This is a genomic window from Nocardioides pantholopis, assembly GCF_003710085.1.
GTDB lineage: Bacteria > Actinomycetota > Actinomycetes > Propionibacteriales > Nocardioidaceae > Nocardioides > Nocardioides pantholopis.
The window spans coordinates 3,315,891-3,332,593 of record NZ_CP033324.1 but is presented as its reverse complement, the minus strand read 5'-3'; the positions used below and the strand labels follow the sequence as shown (position 1 = coordinate 3,332,593).

Below are 16,703 nucleotides of genomic sequence, written 5' to 3'. Positions count from 1 at the left end.
GCGCACAGTCTGCTGGGTCGCCGGCCCGGGCGTCCGGGGTTCGGGGGAATCGGCAGCGTCGGCCAGCGCACAGCGCTCGGCCGGCGCCGGATAACCTCGACGCGTGCTCCTCGCCCTCGACACCGCGACCCCCCTGGTCACCGTGGCCCTCCACGACGGCTCCGACGTCGTCGTCGAGCTGGTCTCCGAGCGGCCCATGAAGCACGGCGAGCAGCTCGCCCCGCTCATCGAGCAGGCGCTCGCGCAGGCCGGGGTGGTCCGCCAGGACCTCACCGCGATCGCGGCGGGCGTCGGCCCCGGCCCGTTCACGGGGCTGCGGGTGGGCCTGGTGACCGCCCGCACGCTCGGATTCGTCCTCGAGGTGCCGGTCTACGGCGTGTGCAGCCTCGACGTGCTGGCGGTGGAGGCGGCACGGCAGCTGGACCGGCCCTTCCTCGTCGCCACCGACGCGCGGCGCAAGGAGGTCTACCTCGCCTCGTACGACGAGACGGGGGACCGGCTCGAGGGCCCGGTCGTCGCGAAGCCGGCTGCCGTGGCGAGCGAGCTGCCGGTGGTGGGCGAGGGCGCCCACCTCTACCCCGACGACTTCCCCCAGGCCGTGGGTCCCCGGCGGCCCAGCGCCGGCTGGCTGGCCCGGGCGGTCACCGAGGAGCTCGCGGAGCTCGTCGACCCGGAGCCGATGTACCTGCGGCGCCCGGACGCGGAGGCTCCCCGGCCGCCGAAGAAGGTCTCGTGATCCGCGGGGCGACCCTCGCCGACGCAGACGCCGTGGTCGCCCTGGAGACCGAGAACCTCGGCGCGGACGCCTGGCCCCCCGGCCTGGTCCGCGAGGGCCTCGCCGGCACCCTCCCGACCGTGAGCTACCTGGTCGCCGAGGTCGACGGCGAGCTCGTCGGCCACGCGGTCGCGAGCGTGGTCGGGGACATCGCGGAACTGCAGCGGATCGCGGTGCGCCCCGAGCACCGCCGCAGCGGCGTGGCCAGCGAGCTGCTCGCCGAGGTGGTCGCTGCCGCGGTCGCCGGGGGCGCCGAGCGGCTGCTGCTGGAGGTCCGCGAGGACAACGTGGGTGCGGCGCGGTTCTACGCGGCCCGGGGCTTCATCGAGATCGCCCGGCGCCAGCGCTACTACCGGGACGGGGCTACCGCACTCGTGCTCGCCCGGGACCTGCCCGCCGCCTGACCGTCCTCACGGGTGCATCCGCGCGCCCTTGAGGATCCGGTCGACGGCGTTGCGCGGGCCGTGCACCGCCAGCCCCACCAGGTCGAGCTTGGCGCGGGGGACCGCCGCCACCGCTGCCCGGTTGTCCTCGTCGTTGCCGGTCCGGAACAGGTCGGAGGTGAAGACCGCCACCGGCAGCTCGCGCCGCAGCGCCCGCTCGTGCGCGGTGACCAGGGCCGGGCCTTCGCCCTCCAGGACCAGCACCGGCTGGCCGAGCATCGGCAGGTACGCCGTGCCGTCGGCGTCGGCGTACGGCTCGCCGACCAGCTGCGGCCAGCGGGCGGTCACCCCGCTGATCAGGAAGGCGGTGGCGTTCAGGCGCTGCCAGCCGGGCAGGTCGTCACGGAGCAGGACGGCGATCTTGGTGTCGAACCTGATGTCGGAGCGGGTCATGTCCCTCAGCGTGCTGGGCCGGAACGCCGCCGGTCTTGTACGTTCCTGACATGGTGCCGACGCCCACCGTGCGGGCCTGGCGGCCGCCGGTCGCGGGCGTCGTGGAGGTGCTGCACGCCTACTTCCCGGACCACGCCTATCCCCGCCACACCCACGACACCTGGACCGTGCTGCTGGTCGACGCCGGCACGGTGGCCTACGACCTGGAACGCCGCTCGCACGGCACCGTGCCGCGTCAGGTGACGGTGCTGCCTCCGCACGTCGCCCACGACGGTCGCGCCGCGTCCGCGGCCGGGTTCCGCAAGCGGGTGGTCTACCTCGAGGAGCCGCTGCTCGGCACCGACCGGGTCGGCGCCGCCGTCGACCGTCCGGGCTGGGCCGACCCCGTGCTGGCCGCCGCGGTCGACGGGCTGCACGGCGCGCTGGTGCACCCGGGGGACGGGTTCGAGGCCGAGTCCCGGCTCGCGCTCGTCGCCGACCGCCTCGCCCGGCACCTGGCCGGCCGCGACGTCGATGCGCCCGCCGTCGCCGACCGACCGCTGGCGTGGGCCGTCCGCGAGCTGCTGGACGGCCGGGTCGTCGAGGGGGTCGGCCTCGCCGACGTGGCGCGCGCGACGTACGCCTCGCCGACGCACGTCGTGCGCGCCTTCACCGCCGAGTTCGGCCTGCCGCCGCACCGCTACCTGACCGGCCGGCGCCTGGACCTCGCCCGGCGGCGGCTGCTGGCAGGGGAGCGGCCCGCCGACGTCGCCGTCGCCGTCGGGTTCCACGACCAGGCCCACCTGGGGCGCCACTTCCGGCGGCTGCTGGGCGTGGCACCGGGCGCGTACGCCCGGTCGGCACGCTGAGGGCACAATGAACGGGTGAGCGAGAGCAGCAGCGCCCCCCTGGTCCTCGGCATCGAGACCTCCTGCGACGAGACCGGCGTCGGCATCGTGCGGGGTCACACGCTGCTGGCCGACGCGGTCGCGAGCAGCGTCGAGGAGCACGCCCGGTTCGGCGGCGTCGTCCCCGAGGTGGCCAGCCGGGCGCACCTGGAGGCGATGGTCCCGACCATCGAGCGGGCCTGCGAGACCGCGGGGATCTCGTTGCACGACGTCGACGCGATCGCGGTGACCAGCGGCCCCGGCCTCGCCGGCGCGCTGCTCGTCGGCGTGGCCTCCGCGAAGGCGCTCGCCCTGGGCCTGGGCAAGCCGCTGTACGGCGTGAACCACCTCGCCTCCCACGTCGCCGTCGACCAGCTCGAGCACGGTCCGCTGCCCGAGCCGTGCCTGGCGATGCTGGTCAGCGGCGGGCACTCCAGCCTGCTGCGGGTCGAGGACGTCACCAGCGGCGTGCAGCCGATGGGCGCGACCATCGACGACGCCGCGGGGGAGGCGTTCGACAAGGTGGCCCGGCTGCTCGGGCTGCCGTTCCCCGGCGGGCCGCACATCGACCGGGTGGCACGCGAGGGCAGCAGCGTCTCCATCGACTTCCCCCGCGGCCTGACCTCGCGCCGCGACCTGGAGCGGCACCGCTTCGACTTCTCGTTCTCCGGGCTCAAGACAGCTGTCGCCCGCTGGGTGGAGGCCCGGGAGCGCTCCGGCGAGCCGGTGCCGGTCGCCGACGTCGCGGCGTCCTTCCAGGAGGCGGTGTGCGACGTGCTGGTTCGCAAGGCGCTGGACGCGGCGAGCAGCGAGGGCATCGAGGACCTGCTGATCGGCGGCGGCGTCGCGGCCAACTCCCGGCTCCGGGTGCTGGCCGAGGAACGGGCCGCGAGGCTGGGCATCCGGGTGCGGGTGCCCCGACCCGGCCTGTGCACCGACAACGGCGCGATGGTCGCGGCCCTCGGCGCCGAGATGGTCGCCCGCGGGCGCACCCCCTCCAACCTCGACCTGCCCGCCGACTCCAGCCTGCCGGTGACCGAGGTCCTGGCCTCCTGACCTCCTCGGTCAGCCGTCGCGGCCGACCCGGGCGTCCGGCCCGACCTCGGCCTCCGGGCCACCGCTGCGGTCGAGGCCCGGCTCGGAGGCTGCCCCGCCGCCGGCCCGGTCCTCGGACCGGGCCTCGTCGCCGTGCCCGGGCCACCAGGCGCGGTGGCCGATCAGGGCGGTGAGGGCCGGGGTGAAGAACATCGACATCACGAACGCGGCGACGATGATGCCGAAGGACAGCGCGAAGCCCATCGAGACCATCAGCGTGTTGCCGCTGAGCATCAGCGAGGCGAAGGTGCCGGCGAGGATCACCCCGGCCGCCGCGATCGTCGGCCCGGCGTGCTTGACCGCCTCCGCGGCCGCGCGCCGCGGGTCCTTGCCGGCCCGGGACTCCTCACGCAGCCGGGCGATCATCAAGATGTTGTAGTCGGTGCCGAGCGCGGTGACGAACAGGTAGATGTAGATCGGCAGCATGAAGATCAGGCCGCTCTCGCCGAGCACGTACTGGAACAGGATGACCGTGGCGCCCAGGGTCGCGGCGAACCCGAGGGCGACCGCCCCCATCAGGTACCACGGCGCCACCAGGCTGCGCAGCAGCAGCGCGAGGATCAGCATGATGATCAGCGCGGCCACCGGGAACACGACCGAGTAGTCGCGTTCCATCGCCTCCTGCAGGTCGGCGAAGACCGACGGCGTACCGCCGACGAACGCCTCGGTGCCCTCCGGGGCCGCGTCGTGCGCGGCGTCGCGGATCGGCCCCTTGACGTCCTGGAGAGCGGCGTCGGAGGCCGGGTCCTGGTCGAGCACCAGGCTGAACTGCGCGACGGTGCCGTCCGAGGAGGTCTGGGCGGGGAAGGCCTGCGCCACTCCGTCGGCGGCCTCGAGCTCGTCGCGGTACGCCGTGAGCGTGCCCGCGTCGAGCGGTCCGTCCCCGGAGCGCAGGAGCACCGGGACCGGCTCGCTCGCGCCGGCGGCGAAGTGGTCCTGGAAGGTCTCCAGGGCCTGGGTGGACTCCACGTCGTCGGGCAGGCTGGCGCTGAAGTCGAAGGAGGGGTTGAAGCCGAGCGCGAAGACCGCCAGCGCCGCCATCACCAGCCCCGAGACCGACGCGTAGACGCCGGGCCTGCGGCCGAGGCCGTCGCCCATCCGACCGAACCGGGCGCCCTCGGGCTCCCGGCGCCACGAGCGCGAGGGCCAGAACAGCCCGCGGCCGAGCACGGTGACGACGGCCGGCACCAGCGTGAGGGCGGCCAGCAGGGTGACGGCCACCGCGATCGCCAGCGCGGGTCCGATCGCCTGGAAGATGCTGAGCGTGCTCAGCAGCAGCGCCAGGAACGCGACGATCACCGCACCGCCTGCGGAGGCGATGGCCTCGCCCGCCCGCTCGAGCGCGTGCACGACCGAGGCCCGGGTGTCGGCCCCTGGCGCAGCCGCTCGCGGTAGCGGAACAGGAAGAACAGGATGTAGTCGGTGCCGATGCCGTACAGGACGACGACGAGGATGGTCTCGATCGAGGAGTCCGCCTGGAGGTCGAAGACCTCGTTGGCCCAGCCGATCAGCCCGGTCGCGATGATCGAGACCAGCGTGACCACGACCACCGGCATCAGGCAGATGATCACGCTGCGGAAGATCAGCGCCAGCAGCACCACGATCAGCACCACTGTCGCGATGCCGACGATGGCCAGCGACCGCTCCCCGGACTCCTGGGAGTCCAGGCCCTGGAGGACCGACCCGGTGGTCCGGACCCGTAGCCCCGAGCCCTCGGCCAGGTCGTCCAGGTCCTCGCGCAGCGCCTCGGCGTCCTCGAAGGCCCCGGGGTCGAAGCCGGTGGCGTCCTCGGCGAGGCCGACGATGCCCAGCTGGACCAGGCCGTCCTCGGAGACGTTGGGCCGCCCCTCGGGGTCGACGGTCACGACCTCCTGGACGAAGGTGTCCGCGCCCAGCTCGGGTCCGAGGCCCTCGGAGATCCGCCCGACCTCGGCCCGGTCCTCCTCGGTGAGCGCGCCGCCGTCCTCCCGCTCGAAGACCAGGATGGCGGCCGGGGTGGTCGCCCCGGGGAAGTTCTGCTCCTGCAGCTCGGCCGCTCGGATCGACTCGTAGTGGTCGGGCAGGAACTCCGACTCCTCCGAGGTGGTCTGGAGGGCCGGGGCGAGGGAGACCACCGCGACGGCCAGCACCACCCACGCGGCGATGACGAACCAGGGACGACGGGAGACCAGACGGCCGAGGGCTGCGAACACGATCCGGGACGCTAGCGAAACGGCGGCCCGGGCGCCTCTCGATTATCAGCCCGGCCCGGTCCCGAGCTGGACCCCCCGGGGCCGAGGGTGGGCGACCCACGGCGACTACCGTGGGACGACCGGACGACGAGGTCCGGGCCGACGTCGAGAGGAAGTCAGATGCAGCAGGTGCAGGCGGTCGTCGCCAAGGCCGAGGGGGCGCCCGTCGAGGTCGTCACGATCAACGTCCCGGACCCCGGGCCGGGGGAGGCCGTGGTCAAGGTGCAGGCCTGCGGGGTCTGCCACACGGACCTGCACTACCGCGAGGGTGGCATCAACGACCAGTTCCCGTTCCTGCTGGGCCACGAGGCCGCCGGAGTGGTCGAGGCCGTCGGGCCGGACGTGACCGACGTGGCGCCGGGCGACTTCGTCGTCCTCAACTGGCGCGCCGTGTGCGGGGAGTGCCGGGCCTGCAAGCGCGGGGAGCTGCAGTACTGCTTCAACACCCACAACGCGACGCAGCGGATGACGCTGGCCGACGGCCCCGACGCGGGCACGGAGCTGACGCCCGCGCTCGGGATCGGCGCCTTCGCGGAGAAGACCCTGGTCGCCGCCGGCCAGTGCACGAAGGTCGACCCGGACGCGCGCCCCGCGGCCGTCGGCCTGCTCGGGTGCGGCGTGATGGCCGGCATCGGCGCGGCGATCAACACCGGTGCCCTGACCCGGGGCCGCTCCGCGGCCGTGATCGGGTGCGGCGGCGTCGGCGTCGCCGCGATCGCCGGCGCGGCGCTGGCCGGCGCCTCGCCGATCATCGCCGTCGACATCGACGCGAAGAAGCTCGAGCAGGCCACGGCGATGGGCGCGACCCACACCATCGACTCCTCCCAGGTCGACCCGGTCGAGGAGATCAAGCGGATCTGCGCCGAGACCTACGAGGGCGCCGAGGGCGCGGACGTGGTCATCGAGGCCGTCGGCCGCCCGGAGACCTGGAAGCAGGCGTTCTACGCCCGCGACCTCGCCGGAGTGCTGGTCCTGGTGGGCGTGCCGACCCCGGACATGAAGGTCCCCGAGCTCCCGCTCGGCGACGTCTTCGGGCGCGGCGGGGCCCTGAAGTCCAGCTGGTACGGCGACTGCCTGCCGAGCCGCGACTTCCCGATGCTCGTCGACCTCTACCGCCAGGGCCGTCTCGACCTCGACGCGTTCGTCACCGAGGAGATCGGCATCGGCGACATCGAGGCCGCGTTCGAGAAGATGCACCACGGCGACGTGCTGCGCAGCGTGGTGGTCCTCCCGTGACCGCCCGGGTCGACCACGCGGTCTCCAGCGGCACCTTCAGCCTCGACGGCGAGACACACCAGGTCGACAACAACATCTGGGTGATCGGCGACGACCAGGAGTGCGTGGTCATCGACGCGCCGCACTCGGTCGACGACATCCTGGCCGTCGTGGGGGACCGCAAGGTCAAGGCGATCGTGTGCACCCACGCCCACGACGACCACGTCCGGGTCGCGCCCGCGCTGCGGGAGCGGGTCGTCGCGCCGATCATGCTGCACCCCGACGACCTCCCGGTCTGGACGCTGACGCACCCCGACCAGCTCTGGGACCTCGACCTCGCCGACGAGCTGATCCTCGAGGTCGCCGGCACCACCCTGAGGGTGCTGCACACGCCGGGGCACGCCCCCGGAGCGGTGTGCCTGTACGCCGAGGAGCTGGGCTGCGTCTTCACCGGCGACACGCTGTTCCAGGGCGGTCCCGGCGCGACCGGCCGGTCCTTCAGCGACCGGCCCACGATCGAGGCGTCGATCCGCGCGAAGCTGTTCGCGCTGCCCGACGACACGGTGGTCCACACGGGCCACGGCGACGACACCACGATCGGCGCCGAGCGGGCGCTGCTCGGGGACTGACGAGCGACGCACCGGGTCGGGCCGGTCGGCATGGAACCGGCCCGATCCGGGTAGGAGACGCACGCGATGAACACGGCGGACGAGTACTGGCAAGCGCTCGAGCGCGGCGACCGTCCGGCAGCGCTGGAGGCGGTCAAGCGCCTGCAGGCCGAGGGGCAGGCCCCGCTGGAGATCATGGAGTCGCTGGTCCTCCCGGCCCAGGGTCGCGCCGGCGAGCTCTGGCTGGAGGGCAGCTGGTCCTTCGAGCAGGAGCTGGCCGCCACCGCGATCAACGAGGGGCTGGTGCACTGGCTGTGCTCGTTCAGCGACGCCCCCCGCCCCGGCGCCGCGCTGGTGCTCGTGGCCTGCCTGCGCGGTGAGCGCCACGAGCTGCCGGCCCTCGTCGTCGCCGAGCACCTGACCGCCGCGGGCTTCCGCGGCGAGGTCGTCGAGGAGCCCGAGCTGGTGGCGCAGGTCCGGTCCCGGCGGCCGCGCGCGGTGCTGCTCAGCGGCACGCTCACGTCCTCGCTGGGCGACCAGTTGGCGCTGGTGGCCGAGCTGCGCGCAACCGGGGTCCCGGTGGTCATGGGTGGCGCCGCGTTCGGCGGCGACGAGCGCCGCGCGCTCGCCCTGGGCGCCACGGCGTACGCCGCGACGATCCCCGACGCGGTGCGGCTGGTGCACGAGCTTCCGGCGCGCGTCGAGCCGCTGCCCGCCGCCGAGCCCACGCCGGCCGAGATCGAGGCCGAGTGGATCCTCGGCTATCGCGAGGAGATCACGCCGTACGTCGCGGGCGCGCTGGTCGCGCGGCACCCCGAGCTGCGCCCCGTGGACCGGCACGCCGAGCTCGCGGCGACCGTGGACCACGTCATCGGCTGCCTGGCGGCGAGCCTGGTCACCGGCGACGAGACGATCATGGCCGAGGTGCGCGACTGGGTGGTGCGGGTGCTCGACCGGCGCGGCGCCGCGGGTGACCTCGCCGAGGAGCTGTTCGGGCTGCTGGCCGAGCCGCTGCGCGGCCATCCGGTCGCGGGGGCGCTGCTCGCCGGCGCCAGGTCGATCGACGCGCCGCCGGAGCGGGTGCCGCCCGCGGAGTGCCGTCCCGGCGCCTGAGCGGGGCCGACGGCTCAGGCGATCGGGCGCACCAGCAGGGCCGTGCCGCTCCCGGCGACCCGGGTGAGCACGATCGTCGCCTCCTCGGGGCCGGCGAGGTCGAGGCGGCGACGCAGCTGCTCGGGGACGACGTCGACGCCGCGCTTCTTGATCGTGAGCCGGCCGACGCCACGCTCGCGCAGGGCGGCGCGCAGCGCCTTCTCCCGGTAGGGCAGCTGCTCGAGGACCTCGTAGGTCCGGGCGAACGGCGTCGGGGTGCCGCGGTCCGCGGTGACGTAGGCGATGTGCTCGTCGACCAGCGTCCCGCCGGCGGCGGCGGCCACGGCGGTGACCAGCCCGGCCCGGATCACGGCGCCGTCGGGCTCGAGCAGGAACCGGCGCACCGGGCCGACGCCGACCGCCGCGGCGCCCGGGTCGTCCTCGTCGGTGAGCGTGGCGAGCCCGCCGTTCCCGATGACTGTCGCCCGGCGGTCGGTCGTGGCCAGGAGGCCCGACCACAGGGCGGCCTCCTTCACCTCGCCGTGGTCGCTGACCCACTCCGCCTCGACGCCGTCCGGGACCAGCGCGTGGGGGAGGCCGGGCGCGACCTTCACGCACGAGTCCCGGGCCAGCAGCATCTCCACGAACGACCACGGCGGCGTCCAGTCGTCGACGTCGAAGCTGCGCCCGCGTCCGGTGCGCCGGGCCGGGTCCGCGAACGCGACGTCGAACGGGGTCGGGTCGACGGTGGTGGCGTCGGCGACCATCACGGCGCCGGGGAGGTCGAGCGCCGCGAGGTTCGCCTCCGCGACCGCGACCCGGACCGGGTCCAGGTCGACCCCGGCGCAGGTGATCCCGGCGCGGGCCGCCGCGACCAGGTCGCCGCCGATGCCGCAGCCGAGGTCGACCAGGGTGCCGGTGCGGAACGCGGCCAGCCGGGCGGCGCGGTGGCTGGCCACGCTGGTGCGCGTCGCCTGCTCGAGGCCGTCGGGGGTGAAGTACATCCGGGCGGCGTCCGCCCCGAACTTCGGCACCGCGCGGCGCCGCAGGGTGGCCTGGGTCAGCGCCGCCGCGACGTGCTCGGCCGGCGCGGTGCGCCGCAGCCGGGCCTGGGCGCGCAGCGGGTCGTCGTCCGCGACCTCCTCGGCCGCGGCCAGCAGTCGCTGCCCCTCGTCGGTCAGCAGCCACCGGAAGGCGTCGAGGTCCACGCCGCTCATCCTGCCAGCGCCGGGGTGTGCCACCGCGCCCCGGACCCGGGGGGTCGCTGGCACTCCGCGCGGGTGAGTGCTAGTTTCTGACTGGCACTCTCCCTGTGAGTGTGCCAGCGTCTGCCCCCGGTGCGGCTCCCGCGACGGCGTACCAGGACCCAGCAGGCACCTACGTGCTAACACCCACCGCTACACCGAGTGCTGAGAAAGTGGAGGTCGACATCGTGTCGGTCAACATCAAGCCCCTCGAAGACCGGATCGTCGTGAAGCCCCTCGAGGCCGAGCAGACCACGGCCTCCGGCCTGGTCATCCCGGACACCGCCAAGGAGAAGCCCCAGGAGGGCGAGGTCGTGGCCGTGGGCCCCGGCCGCTTCAACGAGGACGGTGACGAGCGCATCCCGATGGACCTCTCCGTCGGCGACAAGGTCATCTACAGCAAGTACGGCGGCACCGAGGTGAAGTACGGCGGCGAGGAGTTCCTCATCCTCTCCGCGCGTGACGTCCTCGCCGTCGTTTCCTGATTCTCCTGTTCCACCAGATAGTCCGGCACGCTCCGGTCGTCCGTACCTCGTGCTGACCGACCTGCGTGCCGGACTATCGCCTTTCCGCCTCTGAAGGAGTGCAATGCCCAAGATTCTGGACTTCGACGAGTCCGCTCGTCGCGCGCTCGAGCGCGGCGTCGACGCGCTCGCCAACGCCGTCAAGGTGACGCTCGGCCCCAAGGGCCGCTACGTCGTCCTCGACAAGAAGTGGGGCGCTCCGACCATCACGAACGACGGCGTCACCGTCGCCCGTGAGGTCGAGCTCGACGACCCGTTCGAGAACCTTGGCGCACAGCTCGCCAAGGAGGTCGCCACCAAGACCAACGACATCGCCGGTGACGGCACCACCACCGCCACCGTGCTGGCCCAGGCGATGGTCCACGAGGGCCTGCGCGCCGTGGCCGCCGGCATCAACCCGATGGGCCTCAAGCGGGGCATGGACGCTGCGGCCGAGGCCGTCGGCGACGCCCTGCGCGACGCGGCCCGCGAGGTCGACTCCAAGGAGGACATGGCCTCGGTCGCCACGATCTCCAGCCGCGACAGCGTGATCGGCGACCTGCTCGCCGAGGCGTTCGACAAGGTCGGCAAGGACGGCGTGATCACGGTCGAGGAGTCCAACACCATGGGCACCGACCTGGAGTTCACCGAGGGCATGCAGTTCGACAAGGGCTACCTGTCGGCGTACTTCGTCACCGACCAGGAGCGTATGGAGGCCGTCCTCGACGACCCCTACATCCTCCTGCACCAGGGGAAGATCTCGGCGATCGCCGAGCTGCTGCCGCTGCTGGAGAAGGTCATCCAGTCCGGCAAGCCGCTGTTCATCCTCGCCGAGGACGTCGAGGGCGAGGCGCTCTCGACCCTGGTCGTCAACAAGATCCGCGGCACGTTCAACGCCGTGGCCGTGAAGGCCCCGGCCTTCGGCGACCGCCGCAAGGCGATGATGCAGGACATCGCGACCCTGACCGGCGGTCAGGTCATCGCGCCCGAGGTCGGGCTCAAGCTCGACCAGGTCGGTCTCGAGGTGCTGGGCCAGGCCCGTCGCGTCGTGATCACCAAGGACAACACCACGATCGTCGACGGCGCGGGCGACTCCGCCGAGGTCGAGGCCCGGGTCAGCCAGATCAAGGCCGAGATCGACAACACCGACTCCGACTGGGACCGCGAGAAGCTCCAGGAGCGGCTCGCCAAGCTGGCCGGCGGGGTGTGCGTGATCAAGGTCGGCGCCGCCACCGAGGTCGAGCTCAAGGAGAAGAAGCACCGCATCGAGGACGCCGTCTCCGCGACGCGCGCCGCGATCGAGGAGGGCATCGTCGCCGGTGGCGGCTCCGCCCTCATCCACGCGGTCTCGGTCCTCGACAAGGACCTCGGCCTCACCGGTGACGAGGCGGTCGGCGTCCGCGTGGTCCGCAAGGCGGCCGACGAGCCGCTGCGCTGGATCGCCGAGAACGGCGGCGAGAACGGCTACGTCGTGACCACCAAGGTCCGCGAGGGATTCAAGGAGAACGGCTTCGGCTTCGGTTTCAATGCCGCCACCGGCGAGTACGGCGACCTGGTCGCCCAGGGCGTCCTGGACCCGGTCAAGGTGACCCGCTCGGCGCTGGTCAACGCGACCTCGATCGCCGGCATGCTGCTGACGACCGAGACGCTGATCGTCGAGAAGCCCGAGGAGGACGACGACGCCCCGGCGGCCGGCGGCCACGGGCACGGCCACGGCCACTGATCGACCCCTGCACCACCCGAACGGCGCCGGTCCCCTCGAGGGGCCGGCGCCGTTCGGCATCTCGCGGGCTCAGTCGAGCCAGGTTGCCAGGTGCTGCTCGGCCCCGTGGCGGCGGTTCAGCGGCGTGTGCCACATCAGGAGCTCCGACCCGGCCGGGACCGCGCCGCCGAGGCCGAAGTTGGAGATCCTGTCGCTGAGCCGCACCAGCTCCCCGGTGCCGGGGTCCCAGGCGTAGGCCCCGCCCTCGTCGCGGTCGTAGCTCTCCACCAGGACGACCGAACCAGCGGTCCAGCCTGCCTCGAGGCCGTCGCCCTGGACGGTGACCACCGGGTCGCCGCGGTCGGTGACCACCTGGACGCGGTCGTCGCGGACGTCGTCGCGGGTGCCGCAGTACTGCGAGAGCACGAGCAGGTCGTCGATCCGCTGGAGCCCGAGCTGGTTGCAGCGGTCACCCGACAACGGGTCGAAGTCCCACTCCTCCCCGCTCGCCAGGTCGCGCACGTGGACCCGGTCGTTGGGTTCGTTGTGGGTGGCGGTGAAGGTCAGCAGGTCACCGGTGATGTCGAAGTCGCCGACGACTGTCTGCTCGTTGCGGACGTCCCCTGGGTCGCTCAGGGAGACCGACCACAGGTCGAACTGCCTGATCTCGCCGCCGGTGTCGAGGGCGAGGTAGAGCCGGTCGCCCCTGGCGTCGACGGCCTGGACCTCCGCGCGGGGGAGCCCCTCCCACCGCAGCCTCGTCCAGGTCCCCTCGCTCCGGTCGAAGACCAGCACCGGGGCGCCGGACGAACGAGCCCCCTGCCCGTAGAAGACCAGCCGCTCCTCGGTGAGCGCGATGGGTGCCGAGACCTGCTGCGGCCCGCCGGGGAGCCAGGCGGGCTCATCCGCGGCCGGGTCGAGCAGCCCGATCCGGGTCTCGTTGCGCATCGTGCGGGGGCCGTCGGTGACCAGCACCAGGCCGTCGTCGGTGACGCCGGAGAGGTAGCGGCCGTTGGCCTGGTCGAGGTTCTCGTTGGTCAGGGACGTCAGCACCCGGAAGTCCTCGCCCGGCACCCCGGCCCGCGCGTCCGCCAGGGTCAGCACCCGCCCGACCGGCTCGAGCTCGCGCTCGGCGGCGTCCGGCCCGCCGGATCCTCCGGCGACGACTGTCAGCAGCGAGCCGGCCACCAGGGCGGTGGCGACGAGCGCTGCGGTGCCTCCGGCGGCGGCGGCGCGCCGGCGACGTACCCGTCGACGGCCCGCCGTGAGGACGGCGCCGACGTCTACCTGGTCGGAGGGACCGTCTCCGGCGCTCCTCCGCATCAGCTCTGCGAGCTCGTTTCCCATCACTGGCTCCTCATCACGTCGAAGACGAGCTCGTCGCGTGACGCGCTCTCGAAGGTCGCCCGCAGGGACGACAGGGCCCGCGAGGTCTGGCTCTTGACGGTCCCCTCGCTGCAGCCCAGGGCGGTCGCGGTCTCGCGGACGTCGAGCTCCTCGAAGTACCGCAGGACCACGCAGGCGCGCTGCCGGGCCGGCAGCGCGGCGAGCGCCGCCATCAGGGCGGCTCGATCGGTCACCGCGGCCGCGACGTCCTCGGGGGACGCCATCGCCAGATCGGGGTCGGTGGGCAGCTCTCGGCTGGAACGGCGCCGGCTCTCGTCGATGACCACGCTCGCCACGGCGCGCCGGGCGTAGGCCAGCTCGCCCCCGCGCCGCTGGAGCTTGGGCCAGCGCACGTAGACCCGCACCAGCGCCTCCTGGACGTGGTCGCGGGCCCGGTCCCAGTCACCGCACATCAGGTACGCCGTGCGCCGCAACCGCCCGCGGGAGGCCACGGCGAACTCCGCGAAGGCCTGCTCTGCTGCCGGGGTCATCCGGGTGCCTCTCGTCGTCTCATGACCTTCCAACGAGGTGAGGGGCCGATCGGTTGCCTGGCCGCCCAGGCTCAGGCGCAGTCGGGCTCCAGCGGCGGGCGCTCCACGCCGCGCAGCAGCCAGACCCGGCGGCCGTCGCAGCCGGTGCCGTGCAGGACGTAGCGGTCCTCGACGAGGTCGCGCAGCCGCTCCCCGCCGTCGCGGTCCCAGGTGGTGAAGTCGACCCACTCCACCAGCCAGGTGGGGGCGTCCGGGCCGGCCACGACGTCGGTGAGCTCGTCGAGGTCCCGGTCGAGGGTGCGCATCGGCAGGCTCCACAGGTGCCGGTACGGCGAGTCCAGCCCGCTCTCGAGCTGGACGTCGGCGCGACCGCCGAAGACGACCAGGGTGTCCGCAGGCTCGGCCGCCGCCGCGATCGCCACCCCGGTGTCGTGCTCGTCGAACTCCTGCATCCCGGCGGCGTTCCACAGCACCCAGCCGACCAGGCAGGCGGCCGACGAGAGCGCGGCGCCGACCACGATGGTGCGGGTGGCCAGGCCGCGCCGGGAGGCCCGGCGCACCAGCAGCGCCGCGGCCAGCGCGGTCGCCGGCACCAGCGGGAACAGGTAGTCGCGCCAGTAGCTGCCGCCCGCGACCAGCGCTGTCACGTCGAAGACGAGCAGCGCGAGGGTGGCCGCGGTGACGGCCCGGTCCTCGGCCCACTCGCTGCGCACGTGCACGACGAACCCGCCCAGGATCAGCAGCATCCCGGCGCCCAGGGCGAGCGTGAGCAGCAGCAGGGCGCGCATCGTCGGCGCCTGGGTGTTGCCGTCGGCCAGGACCAGTGCGGCGTCGGAGCGGAAGCCGAACACGGCGTACCAGAGCGTCTCCAGCCGCACCCCGGCCGCGAGGCTCCACGCGATCGTGGCCCCGACCGGGACCGCGGCGCCCGCCAGGCCCGCCGCGGCGAGCCGGGCGAAGTCCCGCCCGCCGACCCGGCGCGTGGCCACGGCGACGAGCAGCAGGACGCCGGCGAAGACCAGGCCGCCGGCCAGGTTCTGCTTGAAGCCCGGGGCGATGCCGGCACACAGCCCGGCGAGCAGCGCCAGCGGGGCGGAGCGCCGCTGCAGGGCGGCCAGGGAGAGCCAGCAGGCGGCCATCACGAACGGCAGCCCCAGCAGCTCGCCCTTGACCGCGACCGCGTCGATGAGCGTGTTGGTGGTCATCGCGGCCACGCACACGGCGGTCCAGCGCGCCGAGCGGTCCCCGGCCAGCGAGCGGGCGGTCCCGGCGGCGAGCACGACGAGCAGGGCGCAGGCCAGCGCTCCGAGGACCCGGATCGTGAGCGGCCCGGCCAGGGCGTCGGCGCCCCGGAACACCGCGATCAGCAGCGGTGGCCGGTCCACGAAGAAGTGCCCGTACAGGCTGTCGGGCTGCGGGTCCCAGGAGCGGGCCACGAGCAGGAAGCCGGCCTCGTCGGCGCGCACCGGGCGGGTCAGGCCGGGCATCCGGAGCAGGAACGCGGCCAGCGCCGCCAGCGGCACCGTCCACCGCGAGTCGACCCACGACGCGATCCGGCGGCCGGTCTGCTGCAGCACCCGCCCCCCGGTCACGGGGCACAGGATCGCAGGTCGGCGGGCGCGGACCACGCGAGGGTCGTAGCCGGCCGGAAACACCGCCGACGCGTAGCCGGCCAGAAAACACCGCCGACGCGTAGCCGGCCAGAAACACCGCCGACGCCGACGGGCAACGTGGGCGGGCCACGGTGGGGCCATGTTGTGGAGAGTGCGTACCAGGCTGCCCGACCGTCCCGGCGCGCTGGCGGCGCTGGCGAGGAGCTGCGGGGACGCAGGGGTGAACATCCTCGGCCTGCAGATCTTCCCCGACCTCGACAGCGTCACCGACGAGCTGGTGCTGCGCACCCCGGCCGGCTGGGCGGAGGACGAGGTGACAGCGCTGGTCGTCGCCTCGGGCGGGTACGCCGTGCGCGCGGCGCCGTGCACCGAGGCGGCCCTGGCCGACCAGCCCACCCGCTACGTGCTGGCGGCCCGGAGCATCCTGGCCCGGCCCACCTCGTTCCCCGAGGTCGTCGCGACGCTCTTCGACGCCGAGGCGGACCCGGTCGACCCGGCCGGCCCGGTCCAGGACGCCATGGAGCTCAGCGTCGGCGACGTGCAGGTGCAGGTGCGCCGCACCGCGCCGTTCACCGGGACCGAGCACGCCCGGGCGGCCGCGCTGGCCGACCTGGTCAGCGACGTCCTCCAGCGCAGCAGGGAGTCGGCCGCGCTCGGCGCGGCCGCCGCCGGCCGGCGGCTGGGGGAGGGGACCACCCCCGAGCTGGTCCGGACGGCGGACTCGGTCTCCGCGGTCGTCGGCGGCCTCGCCGTGGGGCTCGCGACGGTCCAGGAGCCGGCACCCGACGACCCGCGAGCCCGCCCGGTCGTGCTCCGGGTCGACCCCGGCTGGCAGCGGCGCGGCATCGGGACCCGACTGCTCGTGGAGGCCGCCCGCACCGCGCACGCCCTGGGTGCCGCCGAGATCGTGCTGACCACCCGCTCGGACAACCAGGCGGTGCTGCCGATGGTGCTCGCCGCCGGGATGCGGGGCCGGATCCGGCTGGCGGCCGACGTGCTCACGGTGCGGGTGCCGGTCCGCGACCTCCGGCCGTCGCCCTGAGCGG

17 protein-coding genes are annotated in these 16,703 nt (G+C 74.0%); 10 read left to right on the top strand and 7 right to left on the bottom strand.

Annotated features, from left to right (window positions below; all coding sequences use genetic code 11):
* Window positions 1-103: 103 nt before the first annotated feature.
* Both tsaB and rimI read left to right on the top strand, forming a co-directional pair.
* On the top strand, window positions 104-736 hold the full coding sequence (gene tsaB, locus EBO35_RS15945; protein WP_122818593.1) for a tRNA (adenosine(37)-N6)-threonylcarbamoyltransferase complex dimerization subunit type 1 TsaB: 633 nt from the start codon (window positions 104-106) through the stop codon (window positions 734-736).
* Window positions 733-1,179, top strand: a complete 447-nt coding sequence (gene rimI / locus EBO35_RS15940; RefSeq protein WP_122818592.1) for a ribosomal protein S18-alanine N-acetyltransferase — start codon at window positions 733-735, stop codon at window positions 1,177-1,179. The genes tsaB and rimI overlap by 4 nt, the downstream gene beginning before the upstream one ends.
* 6 nt (window positions 1,180-1,185) lie before the next feature.
* On the opposite strand, the gene EBO35_RS15935 is transcribed toward rimI, so the two are convergent.
* Entirely contained in the window at window positions 1,186-1,611 is a 426-nt protein-coding gene (locus EBO35_RS15935; RefSeq protein WP_122818591.1) for a DUF2000 domain-containing protein, read from the bottom strand.
* A 50-nt stretch (window positions 1,612-1,661) separates the two neighbouring features.
* On the opposite strand from EBO35_RS15935, the gene EBO35_RS15930 reads away from it, so the two are divergent.
* Together EBO35_RS15930 and tsaD are read left to right on the top strand one after the other, a co-directional pair.
* On the top strand, window positions 1,662-2,459 hold the full coding sequence (locus tag EBO35_RS15930) for an AraC family transcriptional regulator (protein WP_122818590.1): 798 nt from the start codon (window positions 1,662-1,664) through the stop codon (window positions 2,457-2,459).
* 15 nt (window positions 2,460-2,474) lie between these two features.
* Window positions 2,475-3,533 carry a tRNA (adenosine(37)-N6)-threonylcarbamoyltransferase complex transferase subunit TsaD gene (gene tsaD, locus EBO35_RS15925; RefSeq protein ID WP_122818589.1) on the top strand — a complete coding sequence of 353 codons (1,059 nt, stop codon included), beginning with the start codon at window positions 2,475-2,477 and terminating at the stop codon, window positions 3,531-3,533.
* A 9-nt stretch (window positions 3,534-3,542) separates the two neighbouring features.
* Here tsaD and EBO35_RS20080 read toward each other — a convergent pair whose 3' ends face one another.
* Together EBO35_RS20080 and EBO35_RS20075 are read right to left on the bottom strand one after the other, a co-directional pair.
* A complete protein-coding gene (locus EBO35_RS20080) occupies window positions 3,543-4,922 on the bottom strand; it encodes an MMPL family transporter (RefSeq protein ID WP_241153734.1) in 1,380 nt (459 codons plus the stop codon).
* Entirely contained in the window at window positions 4,868-5,764 is an 897-nt protein-coding gene (locus EBO35_RS20075; protein WP_241153733.1) for an MMPL family transporter, read from the bottom strand. Before EBO35_RS20075 ends, EBO35_RS20080 begins: the two co-directional genes overlap by 55 nt.
* Before the next feature lie 159 nt (window positions 5,765-5,923).
* Between EBO35_RS20075 and EBO35_RS15915 the strand changes: the two genes are divergently transcribed.
* From EBO35_RS15915 to EBO35_RS15905, 3 genes are all read left to right on the top strand, one after another.
* Entirely contained in the window at window positions 5,924-7,039 is a 1,116-nt protein-coding gene (locus EBO35_RS15915; RefSeq protein ID WP_122818588.1) for an S-(hydroxymethyl)mycothiol dehydrogenase, read from the top strand.
* A complete protein-coding gene (locus EBO35_RS15910) occupies window positions 7,036-7,647 on the top strand; it encodes an MBL fold metallo-hydrolase (RefSeq protein WP_122818587.1) in 612 nt (203 codons plus the stop codon). Before EBO35_RS15915 ends, EBO35_RS15910 begins: the two co-directional genes overlap by 4 nt.
* Before the next feature lie 66 nt (window positions 7,648-7,713).
* Window positions 7,714-8,739, top strand: a complete 1,026-nt coding sequence (locus tag EBO35_RS15905) for a cobalamin B12-binding domain-containing protein (RefSeq protein WP_122818586.1) — start codon at window positions 7,714-7,716, stop codon at window positions 8,737-8,739.
* A 14-nt stretch (window positions 8,740-8,753) separates the two neighbouring features.
* On the opposite strand, the gene EBO35_RS15900 is transcribed toward EBO35_RS15905, so the two are convergent.
* Window positions 8,754-9,926 (bottom strand): class I SAM-dependent methyltransferase, encoded by a 1,173-nt coding sequence (locus EBO35_RS15900; protein WP_122818585.1) that lies wholly within the window; start codon window positions 9,924-9,926, stop codon window positions 8,754-8,756.
* A gap of 224 nt (window positions 9,927-10,150) precedes the next feature.
* On the opposite strand from EBO35_RS15900, the gene groES reads away from it, so the two are divergent.
* Together groES and groL are read left to right on the top strand one after the other, a co-directional pair.
* Window positions 10,151-10,447 carry a co-chaperone GroES gene (groES, locus tag EBO35_RS15895; protein WP_122819852.1) on the top strand — a complete coding sequence of 99 codons (297 nt, stop codon included), beginning with the start codon at window positions 10,151-10,153 and terminating at the stop codon, window positions 10,445-10,447.
* A gap of 103 nt (window positions 10,448-10,550) precedes the next feature.
* Entirely contained in the window at window positions 10,551-12,188 is a 1,638-nt protein-coding gene (groL, locus tag EBO35_RS15890; RefSeq protein ID WP_122818584.1) for a chaperonin GroEL, read from the top strand.
* A gap of 69 nt (window positions 12,189-12,257) precedes the next feature.
* Here groL and EBO35_RS15885 read toward each other — a convergent pair whose 3' ends face one another.
* The 3 genes from EBO35_RS15885 to EBO35_RS15875 all read right to left on the bottom strand — a co-directional run bounded on the left by EBO35_RS15885 (window position 12,258) and on the right by EBO35_RS15875 (window position 15,636).
* A complete protein-coding gene (locus EBO35_RS15885; protein ID WP_122818583.1) occupies window positions 12,258-13,514 on the bottom strand; it encodes a hypothetical protein in 1,257 nt (418 codons plus the stop codon).
* Window positions 13,514-14,044, bottom strand: a complete 531-nt coding sequence (locus tag EBO35_RS15880) for a SigE family RNA polymerase sigma factor (protein ID WP_122818582.1) — start codon at window positions 14,042-14,044, stop codon at window positions 13,514-13,516. The genes EBO35_RS15885 and EBO35_RS15880 overlap by 1 nt, the downstream gene beginning before the upstream one ends.
* A gap of 71 nt (window positions 14,045-14,115) precedes the next feature.
* Window positions 14,116-15,636 carry an ArnT family glycosyltransferase gene (locus tag EBO35_RS15875; RefSeq protein WP_164477998.1) on the bottom strand — a complete coding sequence of 507 codons (1,521 nt, stop codon included), beginning with the start codon at window positions 15,634-15,636 and terminating at the stop codon, window positions 14,116-14,118.
* Window positions 15,637-15,808: 172 nt separating this feature from the next.
* Here EBO35_RS15875 and EBO35_RS15870 point away from each other — a divergent pair, with 172 nt between their 5' ends.
* Entirely contained in the window at window positions 15,809-16,699 is an 891-nt protein-coding gene (locus EBO35_RS15870; RefSeq protein WP_241153732.1) for a GNAT family N-acetyltransferase, read from the top strand.
* The last annotated feature ends 4 nt before the right edge of the window (window positions 16,700-16,703 follow it).

Coding starts and splice junctions, on each gene's coding strand:
- EBO35_RS15935 (WP_122818591.1), bottom strand. CDS start 1,611: ATGACCCGCTCCGACATCAGGTTCGACACCAAGATCGCCGTCCTGCTC.
- EBO35_RS15930 (WP_122818590.1), top strand. CDS start 1,662: ATGGTGCCGACGCCCACCGTGCGGGCCTGGCGGCCGCCGGTCGCGGGC.
- EBO35_RS15915 (WP_122818588.1), top strand. CDS start 5,924: ATGCAGCAGGTGCAGGCGGTCGTCGCCAAGGCCGAGGGGGCGCCCGTC.
- EBO35_RS15905 (WP_122818586.1), top strand. CDS start 7,714: ATGAACACGGCGGACGAGTACTGGCAAGCGCTCGAGCGCGGCGACCGT.
- groL (WP_122818584.1), top strand. CDS start 10,551: ATGCCCAAGATTCTGGACTTCGACGAGTCCGCTCGTCGCGCGCTCGAG.
- EBO35_RS15885 (WP_122818583.1), bottom strand. CDS start 13,514: ATGGGAAACGAGCTCGCAGAGCTGATGCGGAGGAGCGCCGGAGACGGT.
- EBO35_RS15880 (WP_122818582.1), bottom strand. CDS start 14,044: ATGACCCCGGCAGCAGAGCAGGCCTTCGCGGAGTTCGCCGTGGCCTCC.